General features: G+C 67.1%; 23 protein-coding genes. 8 read left to right on the top strand and 15 right to left on the bottom strand.

All coding sequences use genetic code 11. The annotated features are described in order from the left end of the window. Nucleotides 1-55 precede the first annotated feature (55 nt). Together RT697_RS12080 and RT697_RS12075 are read right to left on the bottom strand one after the other, a co-directional pair. Complete coding sequence (locus RT697_RS12080; protein ID WP_313699114.1) at nucleotides 56-1,141, bottom strand: tartrate dehydrogenase; 1,086 nt, start codon at nucleotides 1,139-1,141, stop codon at nucleotides 56-58. 83 nt (nucleotides 1,142-1,224) lie between these two features. Then, nucleotides 1,225-1,806, bottom strand: coding sequence for a methylated-DNA--[protein]-cysteine S-methyltransferase (locus tag RT697_RS12075; RefSeq protein WP_313699112.1), 582 nt, complete (start codon nucleotides 1,804-1,806; stop codon nucleotides 1,225-1,227). A gap of 146 nt (nucleotides 1,807-1,952) precedes the next feature. On the opposite strand from RT697_RS12075, the gene RT697_RS12070 reads away from it, so the two are divergent. Further along, nucleotides 1,953-3,398: an AlkA N-terminal domain-containing protein gene (locus tag RT697_RS12070; protein WP_313699111.1), complete on the top strand. Its 1,446-nt coding sequence runs from the start codon at nucleotides 1,953-1,955 to the stop codon at nucleotides 3,396-3,398. A gap of 22 nt (nucleotides 3,399-3,420) precedes the next feature. Here the strand turns inward: RT697_RS12070 and RT697_RS12065 are convergent, their stop codons facing one another. The 9 genes from RT697_RS12065 to RT697_RS12025 form a co-directional block, all read right to left on the bottom strand. Next, a complete protein-coding gene (locus tag RT697_RS12065) occupies nucleotides 3,421-4,326 on the bottom strand; it encodes a LysR family transcriptional regulator (RefSeq protein WP_313699109.1) in 906 nt (301 codons plus the stop codon). Between the two features lie 17 nt (nucleotides 4,327-4,343). Next, entirely contained in the window at nucleotides 4,344-4,826 is a 483-nt protein-coding gene (locus RT697_RS12060) for a YajQ family cyclic di-GMP-binding protein (RefSeq protein WP_056571865.1), read from the bottom strand. A gap of 75 nt (nucleotides 4,827-4,901) precedes the next feature. Beyond that, complete coding sequence (locus RT697_RS12055) at nucleotides 4,902-5,687, bottom strand: heme ABC transporter ATP-binding protein (RefSeq protein ID WP_409517428.1); 786 nt, start codon at nucleotides 5,685-5,687, stop codon at nucleotides 4,902-4,904. Further along, nucleotides 5,687-6,655 carry a FecCD family ABC transporter permease gene (locus RT697_RS12050; RefSeq protein WP_409517429.1) on the bottom strand — a complete coding sequence of 323 codons (969 nt, stop codon included), beginning with the start codon at nucleotides 6,653-6,655 and terminating at the stop codon, nucleotides 5,687-5,689. Before RT697_RS12050 ends, RT697_RS12055 begins: the two co-directional genes overlap by 1 nt. Before the next feature lie 28 nt (nucleotides 6,656-6,683). Further along, entirely contained in the window at nucleotides 6,684-7,514 is an 831-nt protein-coding gene (locus RT697_RS12045) for a hemin ABC transporter substrate-binding protein (RefSeq protein WP_313699106.1), read from the bottom strand. Between the two features lie 21 nt (nucleotides 7,515-7,535). Further along, the gene (locus RT697_RS12040) at nucleotides 7,536-8,582 is read right to left on the bottom strand and encodes a hemin-degrading factor (RefSeq protein ID WP_313699104.1); all 1,047 of its coding nucleotides are present in this window, start codon (nucleotides 8,580-8,582) and stop codon (nucleotides 7,536-7,538) included. Nucleotides 8,583-8,664: 82 nt separating this feature from the next. After that, the gene (locus RT697_RS12035) at nucleotides 8,665-11,289 is read right to left on the bottom strand and encodes a TonB-dependent hemoglobin/transferrin/lactoferrin family receptor (RefSeq protein WP_409517427.1); all 2,625 of its coding nucleotides are present in this window, start codon (nucleotides 11,287-11,289) and stop codon (nucleotides 8,665-8,667) included. Between the two features lie 159 nt (nucleotides 11,290-11,448). Beyond that, complete coding sequence (locus RT697_RS12030; RefSeq protein ID WP_313699102.1) at nucleotides 11,449-12,459, bottom strand: FecR domain-containing protein; 1,011 nt, start codon at nucleotides 12,457-12,459, stop codon at nucleotides 11,449-11,451. Then, entirely contained in the window at nucleotides 12,438-12,947 is a 510-nt protein-coding gene (locus RT697_RS12025) for a sigma-70 family RNA polymerase sigma factor (RefSeq protein WP_313699100.1), read from the bottom strand. The genes RT697_RS12030 and RT697_RS12025 overlap by 22 nt, the downstream gene beginning before the upstream one ends. Nucleotides 12,948-13,129: 182 nt before the next feature. On the opposite strand from RT697_RS12025, the gene RT697_RS12020 reads away from it, so the two are divergent. From RT697_RS12020 to RT697_RS12010, 3 genes are all read left to right on the top strand, one after another. Continuing rightward, nucleotides 13,130-13,597 (top strand): CopD family protein, encoded by a 468-nt coding sequence (locus tag RT697_RS12020; RefSeq protein WP_312428082.1) that lies wholly within the window; start codon nucleotides 13,130-13,132, stop codon nucleotides 13,595-13,597. Between the two features lie 8 nt (nucleotides 13,598-13,605). Continuing rightward, on the top strand, nucleotides 13,606-14,295 hold the full coding sequence (locus tag RT697_RS12015) for a YafY family protein (RefSeq protein ID WP_313699098.1): 690 nt from the start codon (nucleotides 13,606-13,608) through the stop codon (nucleotides 14,293-14,295). A gap of 69 nt (nucleotides 14,296-14,364) precedes the next feature. Then, a complete protein-coding gene (locus RT697_RS12010; RefSeq protein ID WP_313699096.1) occupies nucleotides 14,365-14,781 on the top strand; it encodes a VOC family protein in 417 nt (138 codons plus the stop codon). 42 nt (nucleotides 14,782-14,823) lie between these two features. Here RT697_RS12010 and RT697_RS12005 read toward each other — a convergent pair whose 3' ends face one another. Beyond that, a complete protein-coding gene (locus RT697_RS12005) occupies nucleotides 14,824-16,230 on the bottom strand; it encodes an amino acid permease (RefSeq protein ID WP_313699095.1) in 1,407 nt (468 codons plus the stop codon). Nucleotides 16,231-16,304: 74 nt separating this feature from the next. After that, nucleotides 16,305-17,555: a kynureninase gene (kynU, locus tag RT697_RS12000; protein ID WP_313699093.1), complete on the bottom strand. Its 1,251-nt coding sequence runs from the start codon at nucleotides 17,553-17,555 to the stop codon at nucleotides 16,305-16,307. Nucleotides 17,556-17,692: 137 nt separating this feature from the next. Between kynU and RT697_RS11995 the strand changes: the two genes are divergently transcribed. Next, complete coding sequence (locus RT697_RS11995; protein ID WP_313699091.1) at nucleotides 17,693-18,166, top strand: Lrp/AsnC family transcriptional regulator; 474 nt, start codon at nucleotides 17,693-17,695, stop codon at nucleotides 18,164-18,166. Between the two features lie 33 nt (nucleotides 18,167-18,199). On the opposite strand, the gene trhA is transcribed toward RT697_RS11995, so the two are convergent. After that, on the bottom strand, nucleotides 18,200-18,829 hold the full coding sequence (trhA, locus tag RT697_RS11990) for a PAQR family membrane homeostasis protein TrhA (protein ID WP_313699162.1): 630 nt from the start codon (nucleotides 18,827-18,829) through the stop codon (nucleotides 18,200-18,202). A 76-nt stretch (nucleotides 18,830-18,905) separates the two neighbouring features. Then, nucleotides 18,906-19,991: a P1 family peptidase gene (locus RT697_RS11985; RefSeq protein WP_313699089.1), complete on the bottom strand. Its 1,086-nt coding sequence runs from the start codon at nucleotides 19,989-19,991 to the stop codon at nucleotides 18,906-18,908. Between the two features lie 202 nt (nucleotides 19,992-20,193). Between RT697_RS11985 and RT697_RS11980 the strand changes: the two genes are divergently transcribed. From RT697_RS11980 to RT697_RS11970, 3 genes are all read left to right on the top strand, one after another. Further along, nucleotides 20,194-20,976, top strand: a complete 783-nt coding sequence (locus RT697_RS11980) for an amino acid ABC transporter substrate-binding protein (protein WP_056571908.1) — start codon at nucleotides 20,194-20,196, stop codon at nucleotides 20,974-20,976. 84 nt (nucleotides 20,977-21,060) lie between these two features. Continuing rightward, nucleotides 21,061-21,741, top strand: a complete 681-nt coding sequence (locus RT697_RS11975) for an ABC transporter permease subunit (RefSeq protein WP_056327000.1) — start codon at nucleotides 21,061-21,063, stop codon at nucleotides 21,739-21,741. Further along, nucleotides 21,738-22,418, top strand: a 681-nt coding sequence (locus tag RT697_RS11970; protein ID WP_313699087.1) for an amino acid ABC transporter ATP-binding protein, incomplete at its 3' end; no start/stop codon positions are given. The genes RT697_RS11975 and RT697_RS11970, both read left to right, overlap by 4 nt.

Genomic DNA, 22,418 nt, shown 5'->3' with positions numbered 1-22,418 from the left:
TCCCCAGGGTGTCAGACACCGGCACCTGTGCACGATGTCGACGCCAGGAACCCCGCTACGCCGCCTTGGCTTGCGCCGATTCCGCCAGCTTTGCGCAGACCGCCTTCGTCACCTGCTCAGTCGTCGCCCGCCCCCCCAGGTCGCCGGTGTGCAGCGCGGGATCGGCGGTGACGCTTTCGATGGCCTGCATCAGCCGCGCCGCCGCCTCGGTTTCGCCCAGGTGTTCCAGCAGCATCACCACCGACCAGAACGTCCCGACCGGATTGGCAAGTCCCTTGCCCATGATGTCGAAGGCAGAGCCGTGGATGGGTTCGAACATCGACGGGTAGCGGCGTTCGGGATCGATATTGCCGGTCGGCGCGATGCCCAGGCTGCCGGCCAGCGCGGCCGCCAGGTCGCTCAGGATGTCGGCATGCAGGTTGGTGGCGACGATGGTGTCCAGCGACGCTGGCCGGTTGACCATGCGCGCGGTGGCGGCGTCGACCAGTTCCTTGTCCCAGGTCACGTCGGGGAATTCGCGGCTGACCTGCACGGCGATTTCGTCCCACATCACCATGGCGTGACGCTGCGCGTTGGACTTGGTGACGACGGTCAGCAGCTTGCGGGGCCGCGACTGCGCCAGTTTGAACGCGAAGCGCAGGATGCGCTCGACGCCGGCGCGCGTCATGATCGACACGTCGGTCGCGGCTTCGATGGGATGACCTTGATGGACGCGGCCGCCGACGCCGGAGTACTCGCCTTCGGAGTTCTCGCGCACGATCACCCAGTTCAGCTGTTCGGGCGTGCAGCGCTTGAGCGGCGCGTCGATGCCCGGCAGGATGCGCGTCGGTCGTACGTTGGCGTATTGATCGAAGCCCTGGCAGATCTTCAGGCGCAAGCCCCACAAGGTGATGTGGTCGGCAATGTCGGGATCGCCGGCCGAGCCGAACAGGATCGCGTCCTTGTCGCGCAGCGCATCCAGACCGTCGGCCGGCATCATGACGCCATGCTTGCGGTAGTAGTCGCCGCCCCAGTCGAAGTCTTCAAATTCGAACCGCAAACCGCCCTGGGCCGCGAGTTCCTGCATGACGCGCTGGCCGGCGGGAATCACTTCCTTGCCGATGCCGTCGCCGGGGATGGTTGCAATGCGATAGGTCTTCATGGTGCCAGCGCTCCGTGCGGATGAGTCTGCTGGCACTGTACCGAGCGCGGCGCGCGGCGCACGCGCCAAAATTCACAACATTTTCAACTTGAAGTTGAAAGTGCGGAATGAATGGACGACGACAACGACAACGACGACGGCTGCGCGCTGCGCCAGGCGGCCTCGTGCGCCAGCAGCCAGCGCTTGCGGTGCAGGCCGCCTCCGTAGCCCGTCAACGCGGCATTGGCGCCGATCACGCGATGACACGGAATGACGATACCCACCGGATTGGCGCCATTGGCCAGCCCGACCGCGCGCACCGCCGTGGGCCGGGCGATCCGCGTCGCCAGCGTGCCGTAGCTGATGGTGCTGCCGCCTTCGATGCCGCGCAGCGCGTGCCAGACCTGCTGCTGGAATGGCGTGCCGCCGAAGGCGACCGGAAGTTCCGCGATGGCGTCCACGTCGCCGTCGAAATACGCTTGCAGCGCGCGGCTTGCCTGCGAGGGCTGCGCGGCGCCCTGCAGTTGCACCGCGCCCCGGCCGTACTGGCGCTGCAACAGCAGGTGCATGCGGGATTCGTAGTCTTCCCAGTCGACCGCGCGCAGGTGTTCCTGCGCATCCGTCAGCACGAGCATCCGGCCAATGGGAGTGGGCACGCGTTCCAGCAGAAAGGTGTGTACCGGCATGATGTCACTCCGGATAGGTGTGCAAGCCGCCACTATAGACCTGCCGCCGGACCGTCCGCTGGCGGTTTTCGGACAGCAGTGTGACATTCACAACCCTGTCCGAAATCCGCTAGATCGCGCCCGCCCGGCAGCGTTAGCATCGCTTCATGAACCTGAACCACGATGCCTGCTACAGCGCCATCCAGGTGCGCGACGCCCGTTACGACGGCCGCTTCTTCACGGCCGTCAAGACCACGCGGATCTATTGCCGCCCGGTGTGTCCGGCGCGCACGCCGCTGTCCAAGAACGTCCTGTTCTTTTCGACGGCCGCGGCCGCGCAGGAGGCCGGTTTCCACCCTTGCCTGCGCTGCCGCCCGGAAACCGCGCCCGAAGTCGGCCCCGGCCACGAGTTGCCGCCCACCGTGGCGCGCGCATTGCAGCGCATCGAACTGGGCGCGCTGGACGAGGCCGGCGTCGACGCGCTGGCGCAGCGCCTGGGCATGGGCGAACGACAGTTGCGCCGCCAGTTCCGCCAGCACCTGGGCGCCTCGCCCGTCGCCTTCGCGCAGACGCGCCGCGTGCTGCTGGCCAAGCAGCTCATCCATGAAACGCAGTTGCCCATGGCCGAGATCGCCTTCGCGTCGGGATTCGGCAGCATCCGCCGGTTCAACGAGGTGTTCCTGGACCTTTTCGGCCGGGCGCCCGGCGAACTGCGGCGTTCAGGCAAGCCGGAGGTGCCGGCGGGCCAGGACGGGGAAATCAAACTGCTGCTGCGCTACCGCCCGCCCTACGACTGGGACGCCATGCTGGCCTTCCTGCGGCTGCGCGCCATTCCCGGTGTCGAATCCGTGACCGGCGATACCTATGCGCGGACTGTCAACCTGGACGGCGCGCAGGGCACAGTCACGGTGCGCCCCGGCGCGGGCGACGCGCTGCAGGTGACGGTGCGCTTTCCTCGCCTGCAGTCGCTGCCCGCCATCATTGCGCGCCTGCGCCGCGTCTTTGACCTGGCCAGCGACCCATCAGCAATCGCCGCGCAGTTTGCCGCGGACCCGGTCATGACGGCGCTGATGCAGGCGCGGCCGGGGCTGCGCGTGCCCGGCGCATGGGATGGGTTTGAACTGGCCATGCGGGCGGTGCTGGGACAGCAGATCACGGTGGCCGCGGCCATCCGCCTGGCCGGCAAGCTGGTCGCGGCGCACGGCAAACCGCTGGCGCAACCGGACGGCGCGCTGACCCATGTGTTTCCCGAACCGGAAGTGGTGGCCGCTGCCGAATTGGCCTCGCTGGGCATGCCGCGCAGCCGCGCCGCGTCGCTATCCGCAGTGTCCGCCGCAGCGGTCGCGGACCCGCACCTTTTTGACGCCGCGCTCGATCTGGAAGACGCCGTGCGGCGGCTGCGCACGATACGCGGCGTGGGGGAATGGACGGCGCAATACATCGCGCTGCGGCAATTGCGCGAGCCGGATGCGTTTCCGCATGCGGATATCGGCCTGATACGCGCGCTGGAAAAACTGGAGTCGCGGCCCTACACGCCCGCGCAGCTACTGGCTCGGTCCGAGGCCTGGCGGCCGTGGCGCGCCTACGCGGCGCAGCACCTGTGGACAGCGTGATCGCTTCCAGACAACCGCACCGTCACCACCGCCCTTCCGACCCTTCCCCAAAATACGCCACCAGAAAATCCACAAACACCCGAACCTTGGCGGACAGGTGGTGCCTTTCCGGAAAAACCGCGTAGATGTCCGCCTGCGGCAGCGCATAGTCCTGCAGCACCTGCACCAGGCGGCCGCTGCGCAGGTAGCGAGCCAGATCCCATTCCGCGCGCTGCAGGATGCCCAGACCGGCCAGGCCCCAGGTCAGCGTGACCTCGCCATCGTTGCTGCTGAGGTTGCCGCGCACCTTCACGGTTTCGCTGCGCCGCCCCTTCGTGAAACGCCACAACCCATAGGCAGCGTCGTTCTGCCGCAGCACGATGCACTGGTGCCGCGCCAGATCATGCGGGGTGGTTGGCGTGCCGTGCTTTTTCAGATAGCCGGGTGACGCGCAGACCAAGCGCCGATTGGGCGCGATCTTGCGCGCGATGAGACTCGTGTCGGGCAGATCGCCAAAGCGCACGGCGACGTCGAAGGCCTCGCGCACGAAGTCGGCGGGCCGGTCGGTCAGTTGCAATTGCAGCGAGACCTCGGGATACTGCTGCGCGAATTCCGCGATGGCCGGCGCGATGTAGCTGCGCCCGAATCCCAGCGGCGCATTGACCTTGAGCAGGCCGCGCGGGGCCGCCTGCCGGCTGGCGATGAGCGCATCCAGGTCGTCGATCTCGCCCAGGATGCGGCGGGCGTTCTCAAGATAGACCTCGCCTTCGGCGGTGAGGCTGAGGCGCCTCGTGCTGCGGTTGAAGAGCCGCACGCCCAGCCGCGCCTCGATCTGCGCCAGCCGCTTGCTGACCGCGGCAGGCGTGACGTCAAGCTCGCGCGCCGCGGCGGACATGCCGCCCGCGCGCGCAAGCTCAACGACAAGGAGCAGTTCGCTGGAATGCCCCATGTGGGTGGACCGGCCGCTCAGTCGCGGAAGTTTTCGAACTGCAGCGGCAGCTCGACGTCGGTCTTTTTCAGCAGCGCAATGGCGGTCTGCAGGTCGTCGCGCTTCTTGCCGGAGATGCGCAGCTTGTCGCCGTTGATCTGCGATTCGACCTTGAGCTTGGCGTTCTTGATGGCGGCGATGAGCTTCTTGGCGACGGGCTGTTCGATGCCCTGCTTGATGGTGACCTTCTGGCGGGCGCCGCCCAGGTTTTCGAGCGGGTCGGCCACGTCCAGGCAGCGCACGTCGATGCCGCGGGCGGACAGGCGGCCGCGCAGGATGTCCAGCATCTGCTTGAGCTGGAACGCGCTGGAAGCGACCTGGGTGACGACATAGCCCTCGAGTTCGAACTTGGCTTCGGTGCCCTTGAAGTCGAAGCGCGTGGACAGTTCGCGGTTGGCTTGGTCGACGGCGTTGGTCAATTCGTGTTTGTCGACTTCGGAGACGACGTCAAAAGTAGGCATGACACGGGGTCCTGTGAAAATTGGCGGGAGTGCAATGCCCGCCATTTTACCGGCCCCGCGTCCGGCGTCACGCCGTCACGTCGTGACCACCAGCAGCCGCTCCGGCTGCAGCGGATGCGGCATGACGTGGGCGTCGATGCCATAGGCCAGGAACAGGTTCTTCGGCGTCAGCACCTCAGCCGGCGTGCCGGCCGCAATGCCGCGGCCGCCGCACAGCAGCAACAGGCGGTCGCACCAGCGCGCCGCCAGATTCATGTCGTGCAGAATCACCAGTACGCCGGTATCGCCGTCGTGAGCGAGGCCCGCCGCAACGCGCAAGAGGTCGCCCTGGTGCTTGGGATCCAGGCTGGCGGTGGGCTCGTCCAGCAGCAGATAGCGCGGATCACCCTGCGCGCGCGCCGCCTTGCACTGCACCAGCACCCGCGCGAACTGCACCCGCTGCTGCTCGCCGCCGGACAATTCGGGATAGCGGCGCGCATTCAGATGTGACACGTCGGCCCAGCCCAGCGCCTGGTCCACCAGCGCGTCCACCTGCGCGGGCGACAGTTCCGGAAACGGATACGCCCCCATCGCCACCACATCCCGCACGTCAAGATCGAAACTGAGTCCGGGCTTTTGCGGCAGCACGGCGCGCAGGCGGGCCTGCTGCCGGTGCGCCAGCCGCTGCACGTCGGCATCGCCCAGCCGGACCGTGCCGGCATCCGGCGCCAGTTCGGCTGACATGGCGCCCAGCAAGGTCGACTTGCCCGCGCCGTTGGCGCCGAGCAGGCCGACCACTTCGCCGGGCCGCACCGCCAGCGACACCTTGTCCAGGATGCGGTTGCCGCCGCGCGTCAATACGAGATCGTCGGCTGCAAGCATCAACCGTGCCTCCGGCCGCGCGCCAGCAGCCACAAGAAAAAGGGTCCGCCCACCAGGCTGGTCACCAGCCCGATCGGCAGCTCGGCCGGCACGACGGCGACACGCGACAGCCAGTCGGCCAGCGTCAGCGCCAGCGCGCCGCCCAGCACGCAGGCGGGCAGCAGCCAACGGTGATTTGCGCCGAGCGTCATGCGCACCAGATGCGGCACCACCAGGCCGACAAAGCCGATGCCGCCGGTGGCGGCGACCAGCGGGCCCACGATCAGCGCGCACGCCAGCACCAACTGCGCGCGCACGCGCTTGAGCGCGTAGCCCAAGTGCTGCGCCTCACGCTCGCCCAGCAGCAAGGCATTCATGACGCGCCACTGCCGCATCAGCCACCAGGACATCAGCAGCACCCACGGGCCCAGGAACGCCAGCAACGTCCACTTGGCGCCGGCCAGGCTGCCCATGGTCCAGAAAGTGAGGTCGCGCAACTGCGCATCGTTTGCCACGAAAGTGAACAGGCCGATCATGGCGCCCGCCACGGCGTTGATGGCGATGCCCGCGAGCAGCAGTCCCGCCATGCCGGGCACGCGCCGCCCCAGCGCGTAGGCGCAGAAGGTGGCGAGCAGACTGCCGGCGAAGGCGGCCGGCGCCAGCACCCAGAAGCCGCCCGAGGTCAGCACGATGGCGGCCACCGCGCCCAGTGAGCCGCCCGCCGAAATGCCGATGAGGCCGGGTTCGGCCAGCGGATTGCGAAACAGCGCCTGCATCGCCGCACCGGATATGGCCAGCGCGGCGCCGGCCACCATCGCAAACAACACCCGCGGCAGACGGATGTCGATCAGGACGTTGCGCCACAGCGCATCGCCCAGCGCGGGGTCGCCAAACAGCAGCGTGGGCATGTCGCGCAACGGAATCTGGACCGCCCCGCTGCTGCTGGCGGCCAACGCCACCAGCGCCAGCACGGCGCCCAGCACAGTCAGCGCCAGCGGCGCGGAGACGCGCTTTGCGCTAGCGCCCCATGACACCGGCCGCCTCCCGCTTGAGTTCGGTCAGCGCCAACGGCAGGCGCGGGCCCATGCCCAAGAGGAGCAGGTCGTCCATGACGATGACGCGCTTGCGCGCGGCGGCGGGCGTGGAGGCCAGGCCCGGCAGCGCCAGCAGCTTGTCCACACCGCCGGAGGCTTCCAGCGAAGTGCGCGTCACCACGATGACGTCCGGCGCCAGCGCGCTGACCGCTTCGGCCGAGAGCGGCTTGTAGCCCTGCTGGTCCTTGAGCACATTGGCCAACCCCGCCATCGTCATGACTTCATTGGCCGCCGTGCCGCCGCCCGCGCCTTGCAGCGTGCCGGTGCGGTTCATCACCAGGATGGCGCGCGCGCCGGTAACCGGGATCGCCTCGACCGCCTTCAGGTCACGCGTGATCTCGGTGACCAGCGCTTCGCCCGCCGGGGCCACGTCAAGCGCCTCGGCGATGTTGCGGATACGCGCCTTCAGCGAATCCACCGACGGCGCGTCCGGCACGGTGACGATGCGCACGCCGATGTCGCCCAGGCGCTTGAGCGTGTCGGGCGGGCCGGCCTGCTCAGACGCCAGCACCAGATCCGGCTTGAGCGCCAGCACGCCTTCCACCGGCACCGCGCGGTAATAGCCGACGCGCGGCAGCTTGGTCGCGGCCTCCGGGTACAGGCTGGAGAGATCGTCTCCCACCAGCTTGCCGCCCTGCCCGAGCTGATACACGATCTCGGTCACGCTGCCGCCCAGCGTCACCACCCGTTCGGGCGGCGCCGCCTGCGCGCCTGCTGCCAGGAACCATGCCGCCACTGCCAACCATTTCTTCATCGCTTTCGTTTCCTTATGCGCTCAAGCGGCCAGCGGCGCGCTGCACAGGCTGACCATCAGGTCACGCCATTCCGGGATTTCCCGTTGACCGGGCTTGCGTTCACCGAAGAACTGCACGATCAGATCGCCCGTGCTGGCGTACACCTCCAGCGAGGTGACCCAACCGTCGGTCGTCGGCTTGTTGACCACCCAGGCCGACGCGATGGCCGTGGTGTCCAGGTGCAGGTTGAACTTCGGGTCCAGCACGTTGAACCACGGGCCGGTGCGGCGCAGCGACTGAACCGGACCGGAATGGATCTGGATCATGCCGCGGTTACCCACGAAGCACATGATGCGCAGGCCCGATTCGGATGCCGATTGCAGCATGCGTTCCACGGCGTCGGCGGGCACCGGCTGCGCCAGGTCTTCGCCGGCCGCCGTCAGGGCTGCCAGGCGCGACACCTTGAACTTGCGCAGCAGCGGGAAGAATTCGTGCGTGTCCTTCATGCCCAGCCACGCTTCGCGCCAGGCGGACGTGTCCTCGACCTGCGCGGCGTCGGCGGATGGCGCATAGGCTTCGGCCACGGGCCATTGCGACTCGCCCGCGAACCGCGCGACCAGCGCGTCCCACGCGGCGGCGTCCGTGCCATCGGTGCGGTAGACCTTGTGCACCGCCACGCCCGCGCCGTCAAAAAATTGCAGGCTGTGGCGGCCATCCTGCTCGACCGCCCAGGCCGACTTCCATGCTGTGAAGAACACGCGCAGGTCGATGTCCGGTCCCAGCACCAGGCCTACCGGACCGTCGGCCTGGATGTCCTCATACATGCCGTGACGCTCATGCACACACCAGTCGTTGCGCGTCAGCGCCATCACATCGCCCAGCGTGCCCAGTTCGCGAAAGATCTCTTGCGGCGTGCCATGCAGCGCCGTCGCCTTCACGCCGCCACAGCCGGCGGCCACCCACTCGGCCTCGGACACGCCCAACGCCTGGGCGAGGTTGCGGGCGCGCAGCCCGGGTTGCGACGCCGCCAGCGCCTCGTTGCGGGCGCGCAGTTGTTCAGCGCGGGTCGAGAAATCGGTATTCGTCATCGTAGGCCCTCCGGCCGGTGCAAAAAAACACTGCAGAAAACCGCCGCCGGTCCGGTCAGCGCCGAATGGCGGCGGACCGAACTCAATATTGATAAGTCAGTGAGACGCGCACGCTGCGTCCCGGTTCCGTGTACCAATCCACCGCACGCGGGATCACGGTGGTGCCCGCGGTCGGCACGTTGATGGCCTCCCAGTACTTCTTGTCGAACAGGTTGAACACGCCCGCCTGCACCTGCAAGCCCTTCACCGCAGCCGGACGCCAATAGCCCATCAGGTCGACCACGCCATAGCCCGGCGCCTTGAAGTCGGGATTCGGCGCGTCGGCCGACGCGTCCGGATACTCGACCTTGTTGCGCTGCATTGCCGTGGTGAGCATGGCGTCCACGCCCCACACGTCGCGGCCATATCCGACGCCCAGCACCGCCTTCAGCGGCGCCACGGAATTCAGATACTGCCCCGTGCCCTCGTCCTTGCCCACGGCCCACGCCAGCGAGCCCCACGTGCGCCAACCCGGCGCAAACTTCCAGTGTGCGCTGGCCTCGGCGCCGTAGATGCGGACCTTGGCGCGATTGACGTTGCCCGTCACGCCCAGCGGATACTGCCCCGCCCAACCCGGCTGCCACTGCGGCGAACTGGCATTCAGCGGCACATCGCCATCGATAAAGTTCTGATAACGATTATCAAAGAACGATACCGCACCGCCGAGATCGTCGGAACCGAGCTTGGCGCCCAGTTCCCAGCCCTTGCTGGTTTCGGGTTTCAGGTACGGGTTGCCCACGCGCAGATAGGTGCCGGGGCCGCCGTAGTTGGTGTAGAGCTGCGTGGCGCTGGGCGCCTTGAAGCCGTAGGCGTATTGCGCATAGAGGCTGAGCTGTTCGGCCGCCCGCCACGTGCCCAGCAGCTTGGGCGAGAAACGGCTGCCGCTGTTGCTGGGCGGCAGCGCGGCCGCGTTGGGATTGCTCTCATAGCCGGCGGTGGACTGCGGCTTTTGCTCGTAGTGGTCGTAGCGCAAGGCCGGCGCCAGCGTGTATTTGCCATCGGCAAAGCTGAACTCGTCCTGCACCCACAGCGCCCACTGATTGCCCTTGGACTGCGGCACGTCGGCCTGGTTCGTGTGCAGCATGTCGCACGCACGCGGACCGAACGGCGCGCGCGTGCCGGGACGGATCACGGGGCAGTTGTCGTAGCCGCTGGAATTCTGCTCGGTCTTGTTGCCGTACCACTCGCCGCCGAACGACCACAGCTGCGACACCGACGCGCCCGCGATGCGCTTGGTGAATTCCGTGCTGGCGCCGAAGAGCGTCTGCTGGATCGAATTGCTGCGACCGTAGGGGCCGTTGGGAAACCCGTAGCGGAACGGATCGCCCGGAATGATGTAGGCCCGCGAATCGACGCCGCGGACGCCGGTGAGCGAGTTGTCCAGGCGCACGCGCTGCCAGTACACCACCGCGTTGGCCGTGTCGATCAGGCCGCCCGAATCCGGCGCCGTGTACGTGTAGTCGAACGACACGCGCTCGCGCTCGGTTTCCTTGCGGGTGCTGTTTTCGCCGATGAGATAGCTGGTGCCGGGGCCCTGCTCCCACATGTTGTCGATGTCGGCATTGCGCTTGAAGTATTCGCCCGTCAGGCCGAACAGATGCGCGCCGTCCACGCGCTGCTGCAGCTTCATGAGGAAGCTGCGCTGGTCGTAGTCTTCGGGGCTGGGCTTGGTGCGGCTGGCGCCGTAGCCGCCGACGTCGCCGCGGTTGTCCAGTTCGTGGCCGTTGCGCACGCCGGCCTGCACCAGCCAGAACGTGTTGCTGTGGATCTGGCCGGCCAGCGCGGCGTTGGCGCCCCAGCTGTTGTCGGCGGAGTCGTAATCGGTCTTGGCCAGCGCGCCGAACGTCTTGCCGCCGCCCAGCAGGTCTGCCGGATTCAGGGTGTGCAGGTCGGCGATGCCCGAAATGGCGCCCGAGCCGCCGCCGGTGGCGTCCGCGCCACGCACGATGTCCAGGCGCGACAGGCTGTTGAAGTCCACGGCTTCCAGGCCGCCCTTCACGCCGCGCGCGCCGTCGTCCAGCCACGGCAGACGGATGCCGTCCACGCGCGTCAGCACGCGGTCCTGATCCAGGCCGCGGATGTTGATGCTGTTGGTCGTGCGATTGAAGCTCACGCCCGGTTCGGCGCGCCGGCTGAGGTCGGTCCAGTTGCGGATCTGCAGATCGTCCATGCGGCGGCGATCGGTGCTGGTTTCCCAGGCCGGCGTGACGGCGGCCGCTTCGCCGTCGATCTGCACAGGTGCAAGCTGCGTCACGCTGCCCTGCGGCAGCGCCTGCAGCACGAAGACGCCAGCGCTGCGTTCCTGCACGCCCAGCCCGCTGCCCGCCAGAAGACGCGCGAACCCTTCATGCACGGAGTACGCCCCCTGCAATCCCGGGGTGCGGCGCTGGCCGACCAGCGCCGCGTCGAACAGCACCGTCACGCCGGCGCGGTCCGCAAAACGCGGCAGCGCGTCCGCCAGCGTCCCTGCCGGGATGCTGTAGCCGCGCGTCCCGGCCTGCGCCACCGCGGCGCTCTGCGCCTGCGCGGCGGAGACCGGCAGCATCGCGGCGGATGCGGCAGTCAGGGCCAGCGCCGCATGCACGGCAGCGGTAAGACGGGTCAGCCGGCATTGCGCGCCTTGAGCTGGTCGGGAGCCGCTCGCGCGGCCGGCGGGGTAGTGAGCCATGGTCGTCCTTTGGATCCAACAGGTATCGGCATCCGTGTGCCTATACAGACCATGACCCTCGTGAAATCAAAACCGGACAGCATTTTCAAAAGTATTTTTTTGCGACGACTTAAGGCGCGGCAACGCTATGGAACTGACCTGTCATGCCGCCGCCCGGCTTCACGCCACAGCGGCGCGCGGAGCGATCGTCACCCAGTACGGCGTGCGATAGCGCACCAGCACGGGCAAGGTTGCGGGCAGCGCGGCCAGCACCGCGTCCGTGTCATGCAACTGGAAGGCGCCCGAGATGCGCAGGTGCGCGATCTCGGGATCGCAGCGCAGGATGCCCTGCCGGTAGCGGCCGAGTTCGGACGCGAACGCGTCCAGCCGCAGCGCGCTGGCGTACAGCACGCCGCGCAGCCAGTCGCTGGCATGCGGATCGGCGGGCGTCGCGGCGGCGGCGCCGTCGGGCGACAGGCTGCTCTGCTCGCCGGCCGACACGTCCACGTAGCGCCCCGGCTGCCCGGCGCTGCTGACGCGCACGCGCCCTTCCTGCACGCTGAGCCGGCAACGCCCGCTCTCCTCGCGCACACAGAAGCGCGAGGCCTGCGCCTCGATATCGCCCAGCCGCGTGCGCACGATGAAGGGACGCGGATGGCTGGCGGGGTCCGCCACCGCATGGACGGCGATCTCGCCGGCGCGCAGGCGCAGCAGGCGCGTCGCATCATCGAACAGCACGTCGACGGCGCTGGAGGTATTCAGGTGCAGCGTGGAACCATCGGCCAGCATCACGTCGCGCCGCTCGCCGGCGGCGCTGCGGTAATCGGCGGTCCAGTCCAGGGGATCGGCCCGCCATGCGGCCCAGCCAACCGGCCCGGCCACGATCAAGGCAACCAGCGTCTTCAGCGCGGCGCGGCGGCTCTTGAGGTCCGGCCGATTCAACGTCGCCATGCCCAGCGCCGACGGAATGAGGCCGAAACGCGCATTCACACGCTGCGCCCGCTGCCAGGCATGCTCGTGCTCGGCCTTGCTGGCGCGCCATTGGTCGCAGGCGTGAACGTCGGCATCAGTGGCCCGGCCCGAGCTCAGCCGCATCAGCCAGCGCGCCGCCTCGCGCGCGACGTTGCGCTCAACGGCGGGCAGTTCGGCTGCCGGTTCGGCTGGCGCGATCACATCACCGCCATGATGCATTGCTCGTATCCCTTGGTGATGTAGCGGTGCACGGTGCGCAGCGACACGTTGAGCTTGTCGGCGATCTCGCCATGGCTCAGGCCTTCCAGTTGCGCCATCAGGAACGCCTGGCGGGCAGGAAGCGAAAGGCCGGCCAGCATTTCCTCGATTTCCTGCAGCGTCTCCAGGATGATGAGGCGGTGTTCCGGGGAAGGGGCAAGCGCCTCGGGCATCAATGCCAGCGCTTCCATGTAGGCCTGCTCGACAGAGCGGCGGCGGTGGTGGTTCAGCAGCAGGCGCTTGGCGATGGTGGTCAGGTAGGCGCGCGGCTCGCGCAACGCGTCCAGTTCGTGCCGGTGCCGCAGCACGCGCACGAAGGTGTCCTGCGCAAGATCGGCGGCATCGAAGCTGTTGCCCAGCTTGGCGCGGAGCCAGCCGTGCAGCCATCCGTGATGGGTGCGATACAGCATGTTGACGGCGTCGCCCGAGGCGAGCACGGAATTCGGCACGGACGGCTCCCTGACTCTCAACTACAGAAACACAACTGAAAATTCATAACTACAAATAGCAATCGTTCTCATTCTAAATGCAAAACCATGATTTTGGTCAAGTCCGCGCGTCTTGATTGCGGAGATATCATCCGTACGACGTCCGCCGCCTCCCGCGGCGGCGCTTTCCACAGGCTGATCCCATGCTCTACGCCGTCCTGCAATTTCTCCACGTCATGGCCGTGATCCTCTGGGTGGGCGGCATGCTGTTCGCCCACTGTTTTCTGCGGCCGGCGGCCGCGAAACTGGAACCCCCCGTGCGGTTGCCGCTCTTGGCCTCGGTGCTGGGACCGTTTTTGAATGCCGTGCTGGCGGCCATCGTGCTGATTCTGGTGACCGGCGCCTGGATGATCGGCTCGTCGGCCAGCCAGGCCGCGCAGACGGGCGGCTCGTTCTTCATGCCCCGGAACTGGACGCTGATGGCCAGCGGCGGCATCGTCATGATGGCCATCTTCGGCCACATCCGGTTCGCGCTGTTCAAGCGGCTGGCTGCGGCCGTGGCTGCCTCCGATTGGCCCGCGGGCGGCCAGGCGATGGCCGGCATCCGGCGCTGGGTCGGCGTGAACCTGCTGCTCGGCATCGCCATCGTGGCGGTCATGTTTCTGGGGTAGCGAAGGCCATGTCCCGCACCGAACGTCTCCTGGATCTGCTCCAGACCCTGCGCCGCCATCGCCTGCCCGTCAGCGGCCATCGGCTTGCGGCCGAGATGGGCATCAGCCTGCGCACGCTGTATCGCGACATCGCCACACTGCAATGCCAGGGCGCGGAGATCGAGGGGGAACCGGGCGTGGGCTACGTGCTGCGGCCCGGCTTCATGCTGCCGCCGCTGATGTTCAGCACCGAAGAAATCGAGGCGCTGGTGCTGGGCACGCGCTGGGTGGCCCGCCGCTCGGACGAGCGCCTGGGGCTGGCCGCCCGCAATGCGCTGGCCAAGATCGGCGCGGTGCTGCCGCAGGAACTGCGCGACGAACTCGACGCCATTCCGCTGCTGGTTGCCCCCAGCGCCGTGGCCGTGACGGACCGCGTCGACGTGGCGCTTATCCGCCAGGCCATCCGCGGCGAACAGAAGCTGGAGATCACCTACCGCGATGACAAGGGGTCTGATTCCACCCGCGTCATCTGGCCGTTCGCCCTGGGCTTTTTCGACAGCGTGCGCCTGGTGATGGCCTGGTGTGAATTGCGCGGCGACTTCCGGCATTTCCGTACCGACCGCATCGCGACGCTGGCCGTCGGCGCCAGGTATCCGAAACGGCGGCACATCCTGCTCAAGGAGTGGCGCGCGCTCGACCACGAGGCGCGCAAGGACTGACGTTGACTACTGCCAAAAACTGACAGTACCCCTGCCTATCATGAGCGCGTCCATCACCCGGAGCGCATCATGTCAGACACCAATTTCGTCATTCTGTATGTGGAAAAACCGCAGGCCAGCGCCGCGTTCTACAGCGCCCTGCTGCAGCGTCCGCCCGTCGAATCGTCGCCCACGTTTGCGCTGTTTGCGCTGGACTCGGGGCTGATGCTGGGCCTGTGGTCGCGCTACACGGTGGCGCCGGCGGCGGCCGGACGCGGCGGGGCGTCGGAACTGGCGTTCACCGTGACCGACGCCGACGCCGTAAACCAGCGTCATGTGGACTGGAGCCTGCGCGGCCTGCCCATCCTGCAGGCGCCCACCGACATGGACTTTGGCCGCACGTTTGTCGCCCTGGATCCCGACGGCCATCGACTGCGCGTGTTTGCCCCCGCGCCTGCGCCGGCGCCGGCCGCGCCGCGGACGGAGCGCGCCGTCGCCGCCGTCTGAAAACAAGCGGCCGCGCCAAATGGCGCGGCCGCGGATCAAGCGTTACGCACGCTGCCGGCGCGCGTTCATGGCGACCGCTTCGCCGCGCTTCTTGAACAGCAGGTAGTACGCCGCCACCAGCAACAGCAGAAACGGCACGCCAAACACCAGCGTCAGCTTGAAGACGCTGGTGAAGTACGTGGTCAGCAAAATTGCCAACATCACGCCCGCGCCCAGCAGCGTCAGCACCGGAAAGCCCGGCATGCGGAACGACAGCTTCGCGCCGCCTTCGCGCACCCAGCGGCGGCGGAAAAAATAATGCGTCACGAAGATCATCATCCAGGTGAACAGCGCGCCGAACATCGAGATGGCCATCATCAGGGTGAAGGCCGTCTCGGGATACAGCACGTTCAGCACCGTGGCGATGGCAATGCCGCTGGTGGACAGCAGCAGCGCGTTCAGCGGCGTGCCATTGCTGGACAGCCGTCCCATCGCCGACGGCGCGTGGCCCGCACGCGACAGGCTGAACATCATGCGCGTGGTGATGTAGAGCTGGCTGTTCATGGCGGACAGCGCGGCCACCAGCACGATGAAGTTGATGACGCCGGCCGCGCCCGGAATATCAAGCACCAGCATGACCTGCACGAAGGGACTGTCGCCCTTGCCGGCTTCGTTCCATGGCACGATGGCCAGGATCAGCGCCAGCGTCAGCAGATAGAAAACGACGAGCCGGACGATGGTGGCGCGAAACGCCTGCTTGACGGCGCGCTCGGGATCCTCGGCTTCGCCCGCCGCCACGGCAATCATCTCGACGCTCAGGTAGCTGAAGATCGAGATCACGACCGCGATCCACATGCCCCACATGCCATTCGGGAAGAATCCGCCATGCGCGGTGTAGTTCGCCGCGCCGTACTGCGGATTGCCCCAGACCACGTAGGCGCCCAGGAAGATGAATCCGACAATGGCGCTGATCTTGATGGTCGAGAACCAGTATTCGATCGTGCCGAACGCCTTGACGCTCAGCGCATTGATCAGGATGAGGGCCGCGGAAAAGATACACACCCATAGCCATCCCGGTACGCCGGGAAACCAGAAGGCCATGTACTTGGCCACCGCCGTGACTTCCGTGCCCACCGCAAGCACCACGCAGGACCAATACGCATAGCGCACAAGAAAGCCCGTAAGCGGGCTGATGTAGTGTTCGGCGTACGCGCCGAACGAGCCGGATGTGGAATGCGCCACGGTCATTTCGGCCAGGCAGGCCATGAGCAGCAGCGTGATCAGGCCGCCGATGGCGTAGCTGATGAGCACGCTGGGTCCGGCAAAGCCGATGGCGAATTTACTGCCCAGGAACAGGCCCGTGCCGATGGCCCCGCCGATGGCGATCATGCTCATCTGGCCGGGCGTCAGCCGGCGCTTGAGCCCCTGTTCGCGTTCGGCAATCTGGCCGAACCCTTTCTGTTGTTGCATTGTCTCCTCCTGTACTGCGCTTTTTGTTTGACGTACGGCCCCCGGGGCCGGCGCGACTAGGTCTGATACAGGGATCAGGTCACGGCAGAACGCTGCTTGAACTCGGGCTTGTCCCACCCGCGCGTGTCCAGCACGTCCTTCAGGATGTCCACAGCGTCCCAGACGTCGGCGTAGCCGAAATACAGCGGCGTCAGGCCGAAGCGCAGGACTTCGGGCTCGCGGTAATCGCCGATCACGCCGCGCGCGATCAGCGCCTGCATGACCTCGAAGCCGTTGGGATGGCGGAAGCTGACGTGGCTGCCGCGATCGGCGTGCGTGCGCGGCGTCACCAGCGTCAGCGGATGGCCGGCGCAACGCGATTCGACCAGCTGGATGAACAGGTCGCTCAGCGCCAGCGACTTCTTGCGCACTTCGTCCATGCCGGCGGCATGCGCGACATCGAGGCCGCACTCGACCATCGACAGCGACACGATGGGCTGGGTGCCGCACAGGTAGCGGCGGATGCCGCCCGCGGGCTCGTAGGCCACGGCCATGTCGAACGGACGGCTGTGACCCCACCAGCCGGACAGCGGCTGCCAGAAATCCTTGGTGTGACGCGGGGCCACCCAGATGAAGGCGGGCGAACCGGGGCCCCCGTTCAGATACTTGTAGGTGCAGCCCACGGCGAAGTCGGCATTGGCGCCATTCAGGTCCACAGGCACCGCGCCGGCGGCGTGCGCCAGATCCCAGATGGCCAGCACGCCGTGTTCGTGCGCCTGGGCCGTGACGGCGGCCATGTCGTGCATCTGGCCGCTGCGGTAATTGACATGAGACAGAAGCATGACGGCAACGGAGTCGTCCAGCGCCTGGTCCAGCGGAAGCTCGTCGTCGATCAGGCGCATTTCGTAGCCCTGCTGCAGCAGGTCGATCATGCCCTGGATCATGTAGAGGTCGGTGGGAAAGTTGTCGCGCTCGGACAGGATAACGCGGCGCGCGGGGTGCTTGTGCTGCTGGATGCGCAGCGCGGCGGCCAGCGCCTTGAAGATGTTGAGCGACGTGGTGTCGGTGACGACCAGTTCGCCTTCGCGCGCGCCCAGCAGGCTGCCCAGCTTGTCGCCCAGACGCGCGGGCAGGTCGAACCAGCCTGCGGTGTTCCAGCTGCGGATAAGGCCCGTGCCCCATTCTTCGGTGATGACCTGCGCGGCGCGTGCCGCGGCGGTCTTGGGCAGCACGCCCAGCGAATTGCCGTCCAGGTAGAGCACGCCGGGCGGCAGGTCGAATTGTTCTTTCACGTGGGCCAGGGGATCCTGGCGGTCGGCGTTGACGCAGGCTTCACGAGTGTTCATGTTCCGTTCCTTCAGCAAATTTCTGGATACATGCTATCAGCGCCGTCGGTCCGAAAAATTGCAAATCCCGTCGTGACTTACCCGCGTTTTCCGCATTAAATTGCATCCACCATCATTTTTTCGAACTGGATTGCGCCATGCAGATCGACGTCATAGACCAGCGCATTCTCGCCCGCCTGCAGGAAGACGGCCACCTCAGCAACCAGGACCTGGCCGAACAGGTGGCGCTGTCGCCATCCGCCTGCCTGCGCCGCGTGCGCGCGCTGGAAGAAGCCGGGCTCATCCGCGGCTACCGCGCGCTGCTGGACGCAGAGAAACTGGGTTTCGAGCTGGAAGCCATCGTGCATGTGTCGCTGGATCAGTCGCGCGCGGGATGGCACGAGGCGTTCCTGGCGGGCATCGCGCTGCACGATGAGATCACCGAGGCCGCCATCGTCACCGGCGCGTCCAACTACATCCTGACCGTCCGCACGCGCAACCTGTCGGCGTTTTCGAATTTTGTCGAGGACAAGCTCAGCAAGATCCCGGGCGTGCGCGATCTCTGTTCGCATATCGTCATGCGCAAAGTGAAGGACCGCGAAGGCATGCTGCCGCTGGCGGCCTGGCGCTGAGGTGGCCAGGCCCCGCGCGTGACGCGGGGCGCGCTAGGCCGGCGCGTGCTCCAGAAAGCCAAAGACCGTCACGAAATGGCAGGCCGTGCCGCCCATGACGAACAGATGCCAGATGCCGTGCGCATGGCGCCAGCGTTTGTCGTTGGCATAGAACAGCGTGCCGGTGGTGTAGATGGCGGCGCCCGCCAGCAGCCACGTCAGCCCCGCCGTCGACAGCGCGCCCGCAATCGGCGCGGCAAAGGCCACGCCCAGCCATCCCATGACCAGATATAGCGGCAAGGCGGGCGGCGCGTTGCGCGCCCACCAGAGTTCGCGGCTGATGCCCACGAACGCCAGCAGCCAGATCGCCACCCCCATCGCGGCGGCCCAACGATGGTCAACGGGGCCGAACGCCAGCGGCGTGTAGGTGCCGGCAATCAGCAAGTAGATGGCGTAGTGGTCCGCCTTGGCCCACATCGCCTTGCGGCGCCCTTGCGAGCAGTGGAACAGCGATGACGACGCATACACCGCGATCATCGACGCCGCAAACACCGCGCAACTGACGATCTGCCGCGTGTCCACGCGCAGCTCGGCCGCGCGCGTGATCAAGGCGCCGGAAGCCAGCACCGCCAGCGCCAGCCCGGCCAGATGCGTCACGCCATTGAGTCGTTCGCCTTCCTGCATGTGCGCCCCCCGCGCCGGCGAGGTGCCGATGCCTGTCATCATGGCGGGCTTGTGTGACAGGCGCGGGTCAGCGGCGTCAGCCCACGAAATCCACCGCGGCGGGATAGCCGTCGATGGCGCGCGCGGACAGGATCGCGCGCTGCACCGCGATCGCCATGACCTCGGCAGCCATGACGCCCAGCAGCATCACGTTGGCGGACTTGCCCGACGCCCCCGTGCCCAGCGCGAAGATCGTGTCGCCGTCGAGCATCGTGTGGATGGGGTTGATCGTGCGCGCCAGGCCATCGTGCGCCATGCCGGCGATTTTCTGGGCTTCGGCCTTGGTGATCCGGGCGTCCGTGGCGACGGCGCCGATGGTGGTGGCCGCGCCCGCGCGCATGGACTTGGGCAGATCGCCCGCCAGGATGGCCGCACGGGTGTCGAACAGCATCTTGCCGTCTTCGGTGCGAGCGCCAGCCAGGATGCGCCCGGTGGCCGGGTCCAGCACGTCGCCCACGGCGTTGACCGCGACGATGGCGCCCACCGTGACGCCGGCCACCGTCATGGACGCGCTGCCGATGCCGCCCTTCATGGCGCGCTTGGGGCCATACAGCTTGCCGACCGTCGCCCCGGCTCCCGCGCCCACGTTGCCTTCCTGCGGCGCGTCGGCGGTGGCCGACCGGCAGGCCTGGTAACCGGCAGCGGCATCGGGCCGCACCGACGCATCGCCCACGCCCAGGTCGAACAGCACCGCGCACGGGACGATCGGCACGAAAGCCACGCCCACGTCAAAGCCGATCTTCTTTTCTTCCAGATAGCGCATCACGCCCGAGGCCGCGTCCAGGCCGAACGCGCTGCCGCCGGTCAGCACCACCGCGTGCACCTTGTCGACCATGTTGATCGGGTTGAGCAGATCGGTCTCGCGCGTGCCTGGCGCCGCGCCGCGCACGTCCACGCCGCCCGTCGCGCCGGCCTCGGCAATGATGACCGTGCAGCCGGTGGGCCGGCGCGTCTCGGTGTAATGCCCCACCCGCAGGCCCGCCACGTCGGTGATGCTGCCGCCGCCCGGGATCGGCCCTGCGCCGCTGGCGCCCTGTGCGGGCATCGTTCCCACCGCTGCCGCGCCCGCCGCCGCCATCATGAACGCACGCCTGTTCCATTGCTGTTCCACACCCGTCTCCATCGAGGTAATGCCTGAAGGATCCCGGTCCGACTGCGCCGGGCTTTCGTGCCCCGGGCGTTCGATACCGCTATATGACTTGTGGCTATATTTTTACTATTCCATATGCTTTGTGGAAAAATAGGCCGGTTGTTAGAGTGCCGCTACGCCGGAGGGCATTGCAGGCCCACATGCTCTCCACAATGATCATCCGTGGAGCATTGTCATGAAACTCTTCCGTACGCTTTTCATCGCCGGCCTCGTGCAGGTCGCCGCCCTGTCCACCGCCCATGCCCAGTCCGAACTGGACCAGATCAAATCTGCGGGCGTCTTCAAGATCGGCACCGAAGGCACCTACGCGCCTTTCACCTTCCACGACGCATCGGGCAAGCTTACCGGCTTTGACGTGGACATTGGCCGCGCGATCGCCGAGCGCCTGGGCGTGAAGGCGCAATTCGTCGAAGGCAAGTGGGACGGCCTGATCGCCGGCCTGGACGCCAAGCGCTACGACGCCGTCATCAACCAGGTGGGCATCACGGATGCGCGCCGCGCCAAGTACGACTTCTCCGATCCCTACATCTCGTCCGCCGCCGTGCTGATCGTGCGCGACGACAACACCAGCATCAAATCCTTCGCGGACCTGAAGGGCAAGAAATCCGCCAACACGCTGACCAGCAACTTCGGCAAGCTGGCGCAGAACCATGGCGCGGAAGTGGTCGCCGTGCAGGGCTTCAATGAAGCCATCGACCTGCTGACCTCCGGCCGCGTCGAAGCCACCGTCAACGACAACCTGTCGTTCCTGGACTTCAAGAAGCAGAAGCCCAACGCCCGCGTGAAGATCGCCGCCACCGACAAGACGGCGGAATTCAGCAATTCGGGCGTCCTGATCCGCAAGAACAATCCCGAACTGCAGGCCGCCATCAACAAGGCGTTGGCCGACATCAAGGCGGACGGCACGTACAAGACCATCTCGGTCAAATACTTCGGCACGGACCTGTCCGCGCAATAAACAACTGGAGCGCCCATGACGCTGCCCCCCTGGCTGCACGCCGTCCTGCCCGACTGGCTGCTGGCAAAAATAGGCGAATGGTCGGTGCCGGCCTGGGTGCAGCTGATGGCGGACTCGTTCTGGCCGCTGCTGCACGCGGGGCTGGTCTTCACGGTTCCGCTGACGTTGATGTCGTTTGCGCTGGGCCTGGCGCTGGCGTTCGTTGTGGCGCTGATCCGTCTCTTCGGCCCCGCGCCGCTGGTGGCGGTGGTGCGCTTCTACGTCTGGCTCATCCGCGGCACGCCGCTGCTGGTGCAGCTGTTCGTGATCTTCTACGGCCTGCCCAGCGTGGGCATCGTGCTGGACCCCTTGCCCGCCGCGCTGATCGGCTTCACGCTGAATGTCGGCGCGTACAACTCCGAAGTGATCCGCGGCGCGATCGAGTCGATCACCAAGGGGCAGTGGGAAGCGGCCTATTCGCTCAGCATGACGCGCGGCCAGGCGCTGCGCCGCACGATCCTGCCGCAGGCGGCCCGCGTGGCCGTGCCGCCGCTGTCCAATTCGTTCATCGCGCTGGTCAAGGACACGTCGCTCGCGGCGGTGCTGACGGTGCCGGAAATCTTCCAGGCCGCCCAGCGCATCGCGGCCGTCACGTACGAGCCGTTGATTCTTTATACAGAGGCCGCGCTGATCTATCTGGCGTTCAGCTCCGTCCTGTCCGCGGCGCAAGTGCGGCTGGAACGGCGCTTCGGCCAGCATGCGATGTTTAGCGAGAAGACCCGATGATCCGCCTTGAAAAAATCGAGAAATCCTTCGGCGGCAATCCCGTGCTCAAGCAGGTGGATGTCCAGATCGACGAAGGCAGCGTCACCGCCTTGATCGGTCCGTCGGGCAGCGGCAAGAGCACGCTGCTGCGCTGCGTGAACCTGCTGGAAGTGCCGGATCGCGGCCGGCTGGAGATCGGGCCGGAGACGGTCGAGTTCGAGCCCGGCCGCAAGCTGGCGCGCGAACAGGTGCAGGCGGTGCGCAAGCAGACCGGCATGGTGTTCCAGAACTTTCAGCTCTTTCCGCATCAGACCGTGATCGGCAATGTGATGGAAGGATTGGTGACGGTGCAGAAATGGCCCGCCGACCGTGCGCGCGCGCGGGCGGAGGAATTGCTGCGCAAGGTGGGGATGCTGGAGAAGGCGGAAGCATGGCCGGCGAATCTGTCCGGCGGCCAGCAGCAGCGCGTGGCGATCGCCCGCGCGCTGGCGCCCGCGCCGCGTGTCCTGCTGTGCGACGAGCCGACGTCGGCGCTGGATCCGGGACTGGCCGCGGAAGTGGTGGATGTGCTGCGCCAGTTGGCGGCGGAAGGCATGACGATGCTGATGGCCACGCATGATCTGCGGCTGGCGGCGAGCGTGTCGCGGGAGGTGGTGTTTTTGCTGGATGGCGTGGTGGTGGAAGCCGGCGATTCGTGG

This window comes from Achromobacter sp., assembly GCF_032113835.1.
In the GTDB taxonomy this organism is placed as follows: Bacteria; Pseudomonadota; Gammaproteobacteria; order Burkholderiales; family Burkholderiaceae_B; genus Achromobacter.
Note: the sequence above shows the minus strand (reverse complement) of the source record. Positions and strands in the feature narration are given on the sequence as shown.

What these genes read in the sequence shown, in the direction of transcription:
- RT697_RS12065 (WP_313699109.1), bottom strand. Translation starts at nt 4,326, where the DNA reads ATGGGGCATTCCAGCGAACTGCTCCTTGTCGTTGAGCTTGCGCGCGCG.
- RT697_RS12075 (WP_313699112.1), bottom strand. Translation starts at nt 1,806, where the DNA reads ATGCCGGTACACACCTTTCTGCTGGAACGCGTGCCCACTCCCATTGGC.
- RT697_RS12045 (WP_313699106.1), bottom strand. Translation starts at nt 7,514, where the DNA reads ATGAAGAAATGGTTGGCAGTGGCGGCATGGTTCCTGGCAGCAGGCGCG.
- RT697_RS12060 (WP_056571865.1), bottom strand. Translation starts at nt 4,826, where the DNA reads ATGCCTACTTTTGACGTCGTCTCCGAAGTCGACAAACACGAATTGACC.
- RT697_RS12020 (WP_312428082.1), top strand. Translation starts at nt 13,130, where the DNA reads ATGCTCTACGCCGTCCTGCAATTTCTCCACGTCATGGCCGTGATCCTC.
- kynU (WP_313699093.1), bottom strand. Translation starts at nt 17,555, where the DNA reads ATGAACACTCGTGAAGCCTGCGTCAACGCCGACCGCCAGGATCCCCTG.
- RT697_RS12080 (WP_313699114.1), bottom strand. Translation starts at nt 1,141, where the DNA reads ATGAAGACCTATCGCATTGCAACCATCCCCGGCGACGGCATCGGCAAG.
- RT697_RS12070 (WP_313699111.1), top strand. Translation starts at nt 1,953, where the DNA reads ATGAACCTGAACCACGATGCCTGCTACAGCGCCATCCAGGTGCGCGAC.
- RT697_RS12040 (WP_313699104.1), bottom strand. Translation starts at nt 8,582, where the DNA reads ATGACGAATACCGATTTCTCGACCCGCGCTGAACAACTGCGCGCCCGC.
- RT697_RS12015 (WP_313699098.1), top strand. Translation starts at nt 13,606, where the DNA reads ATGTCCCGCACCGAACGTCTCCTGGATCTGCTCCAGACCCTGCGCCGC.
- RT697_RS12030 (WP_313699102.1), bottom strand. Translation starts at nt 12,459, where the DNA reads ATGCATCATGGCGGTGATGTGATCGCGCCAGCCGAACCGGCAGCCGAA.
- RT697_RS11995 (WP_313699091.1), top strand. Translation starts at nt 17,693, where the DNA reads ATGCAGATCGACGTCATAGACCAGCGCATTCTCGCCCGCCTGCAGGAA.
- RT697_RS12010 (WP_313699096.1), top strand. Translation starts at nt 14,365, where the DNA reads ATGTCAGACACCAATTTCGTCATTCTGTATGTGGAAAAACCGCAGGCC.
- RT697_RS12055 (WP_409517428.1), bottom strand. Translation starts at nt 5,687, where the DNA reads ATGCTTGCAGCCGACGATCTCGTATTGACGCGCGGCGGCAACCGCATC.
- RT697_RS11985 (WP_313699089.1), bottom strand. Translation starts at nt 19,991, where the DNA reads ATGGAGACGGGTGTGGAACAGCAATGGAACAGGCGTGCGTTCATGATG.
- RT697_RS12035 (WP_409517427.1), bottom strand. Translation starts at nt 11,289, where the DNA reads ATGGCTCACTACCCCGCCGGCCGCGCGAGCGGCTCCCGACCAGCTCAA.
- RT697_RS11980 (WP_056571908.1), top strand. Translation starts at nt 20,194, where the DNA reads ATGAAACTCTTCCGTACGCTTTTCATCGCCGGCCTCGTGCAGGTCGCC.
- trhA (WP_313699162.1), bottom strand. Translation starts at nt 18,829, where the DNA reads ATGCAGGAAGGCGAACGACTCAATGGCGTGACGCATCTGGCCGGGCTG.
- RT697_RS12005 (WP_313699095.1), bottom strand. Translation starts at nt 16,230, where the DNA reads ATGCAACAACAGAAAGGGTTCGGCCAGATTGCCGAACGCGAACAGGGG.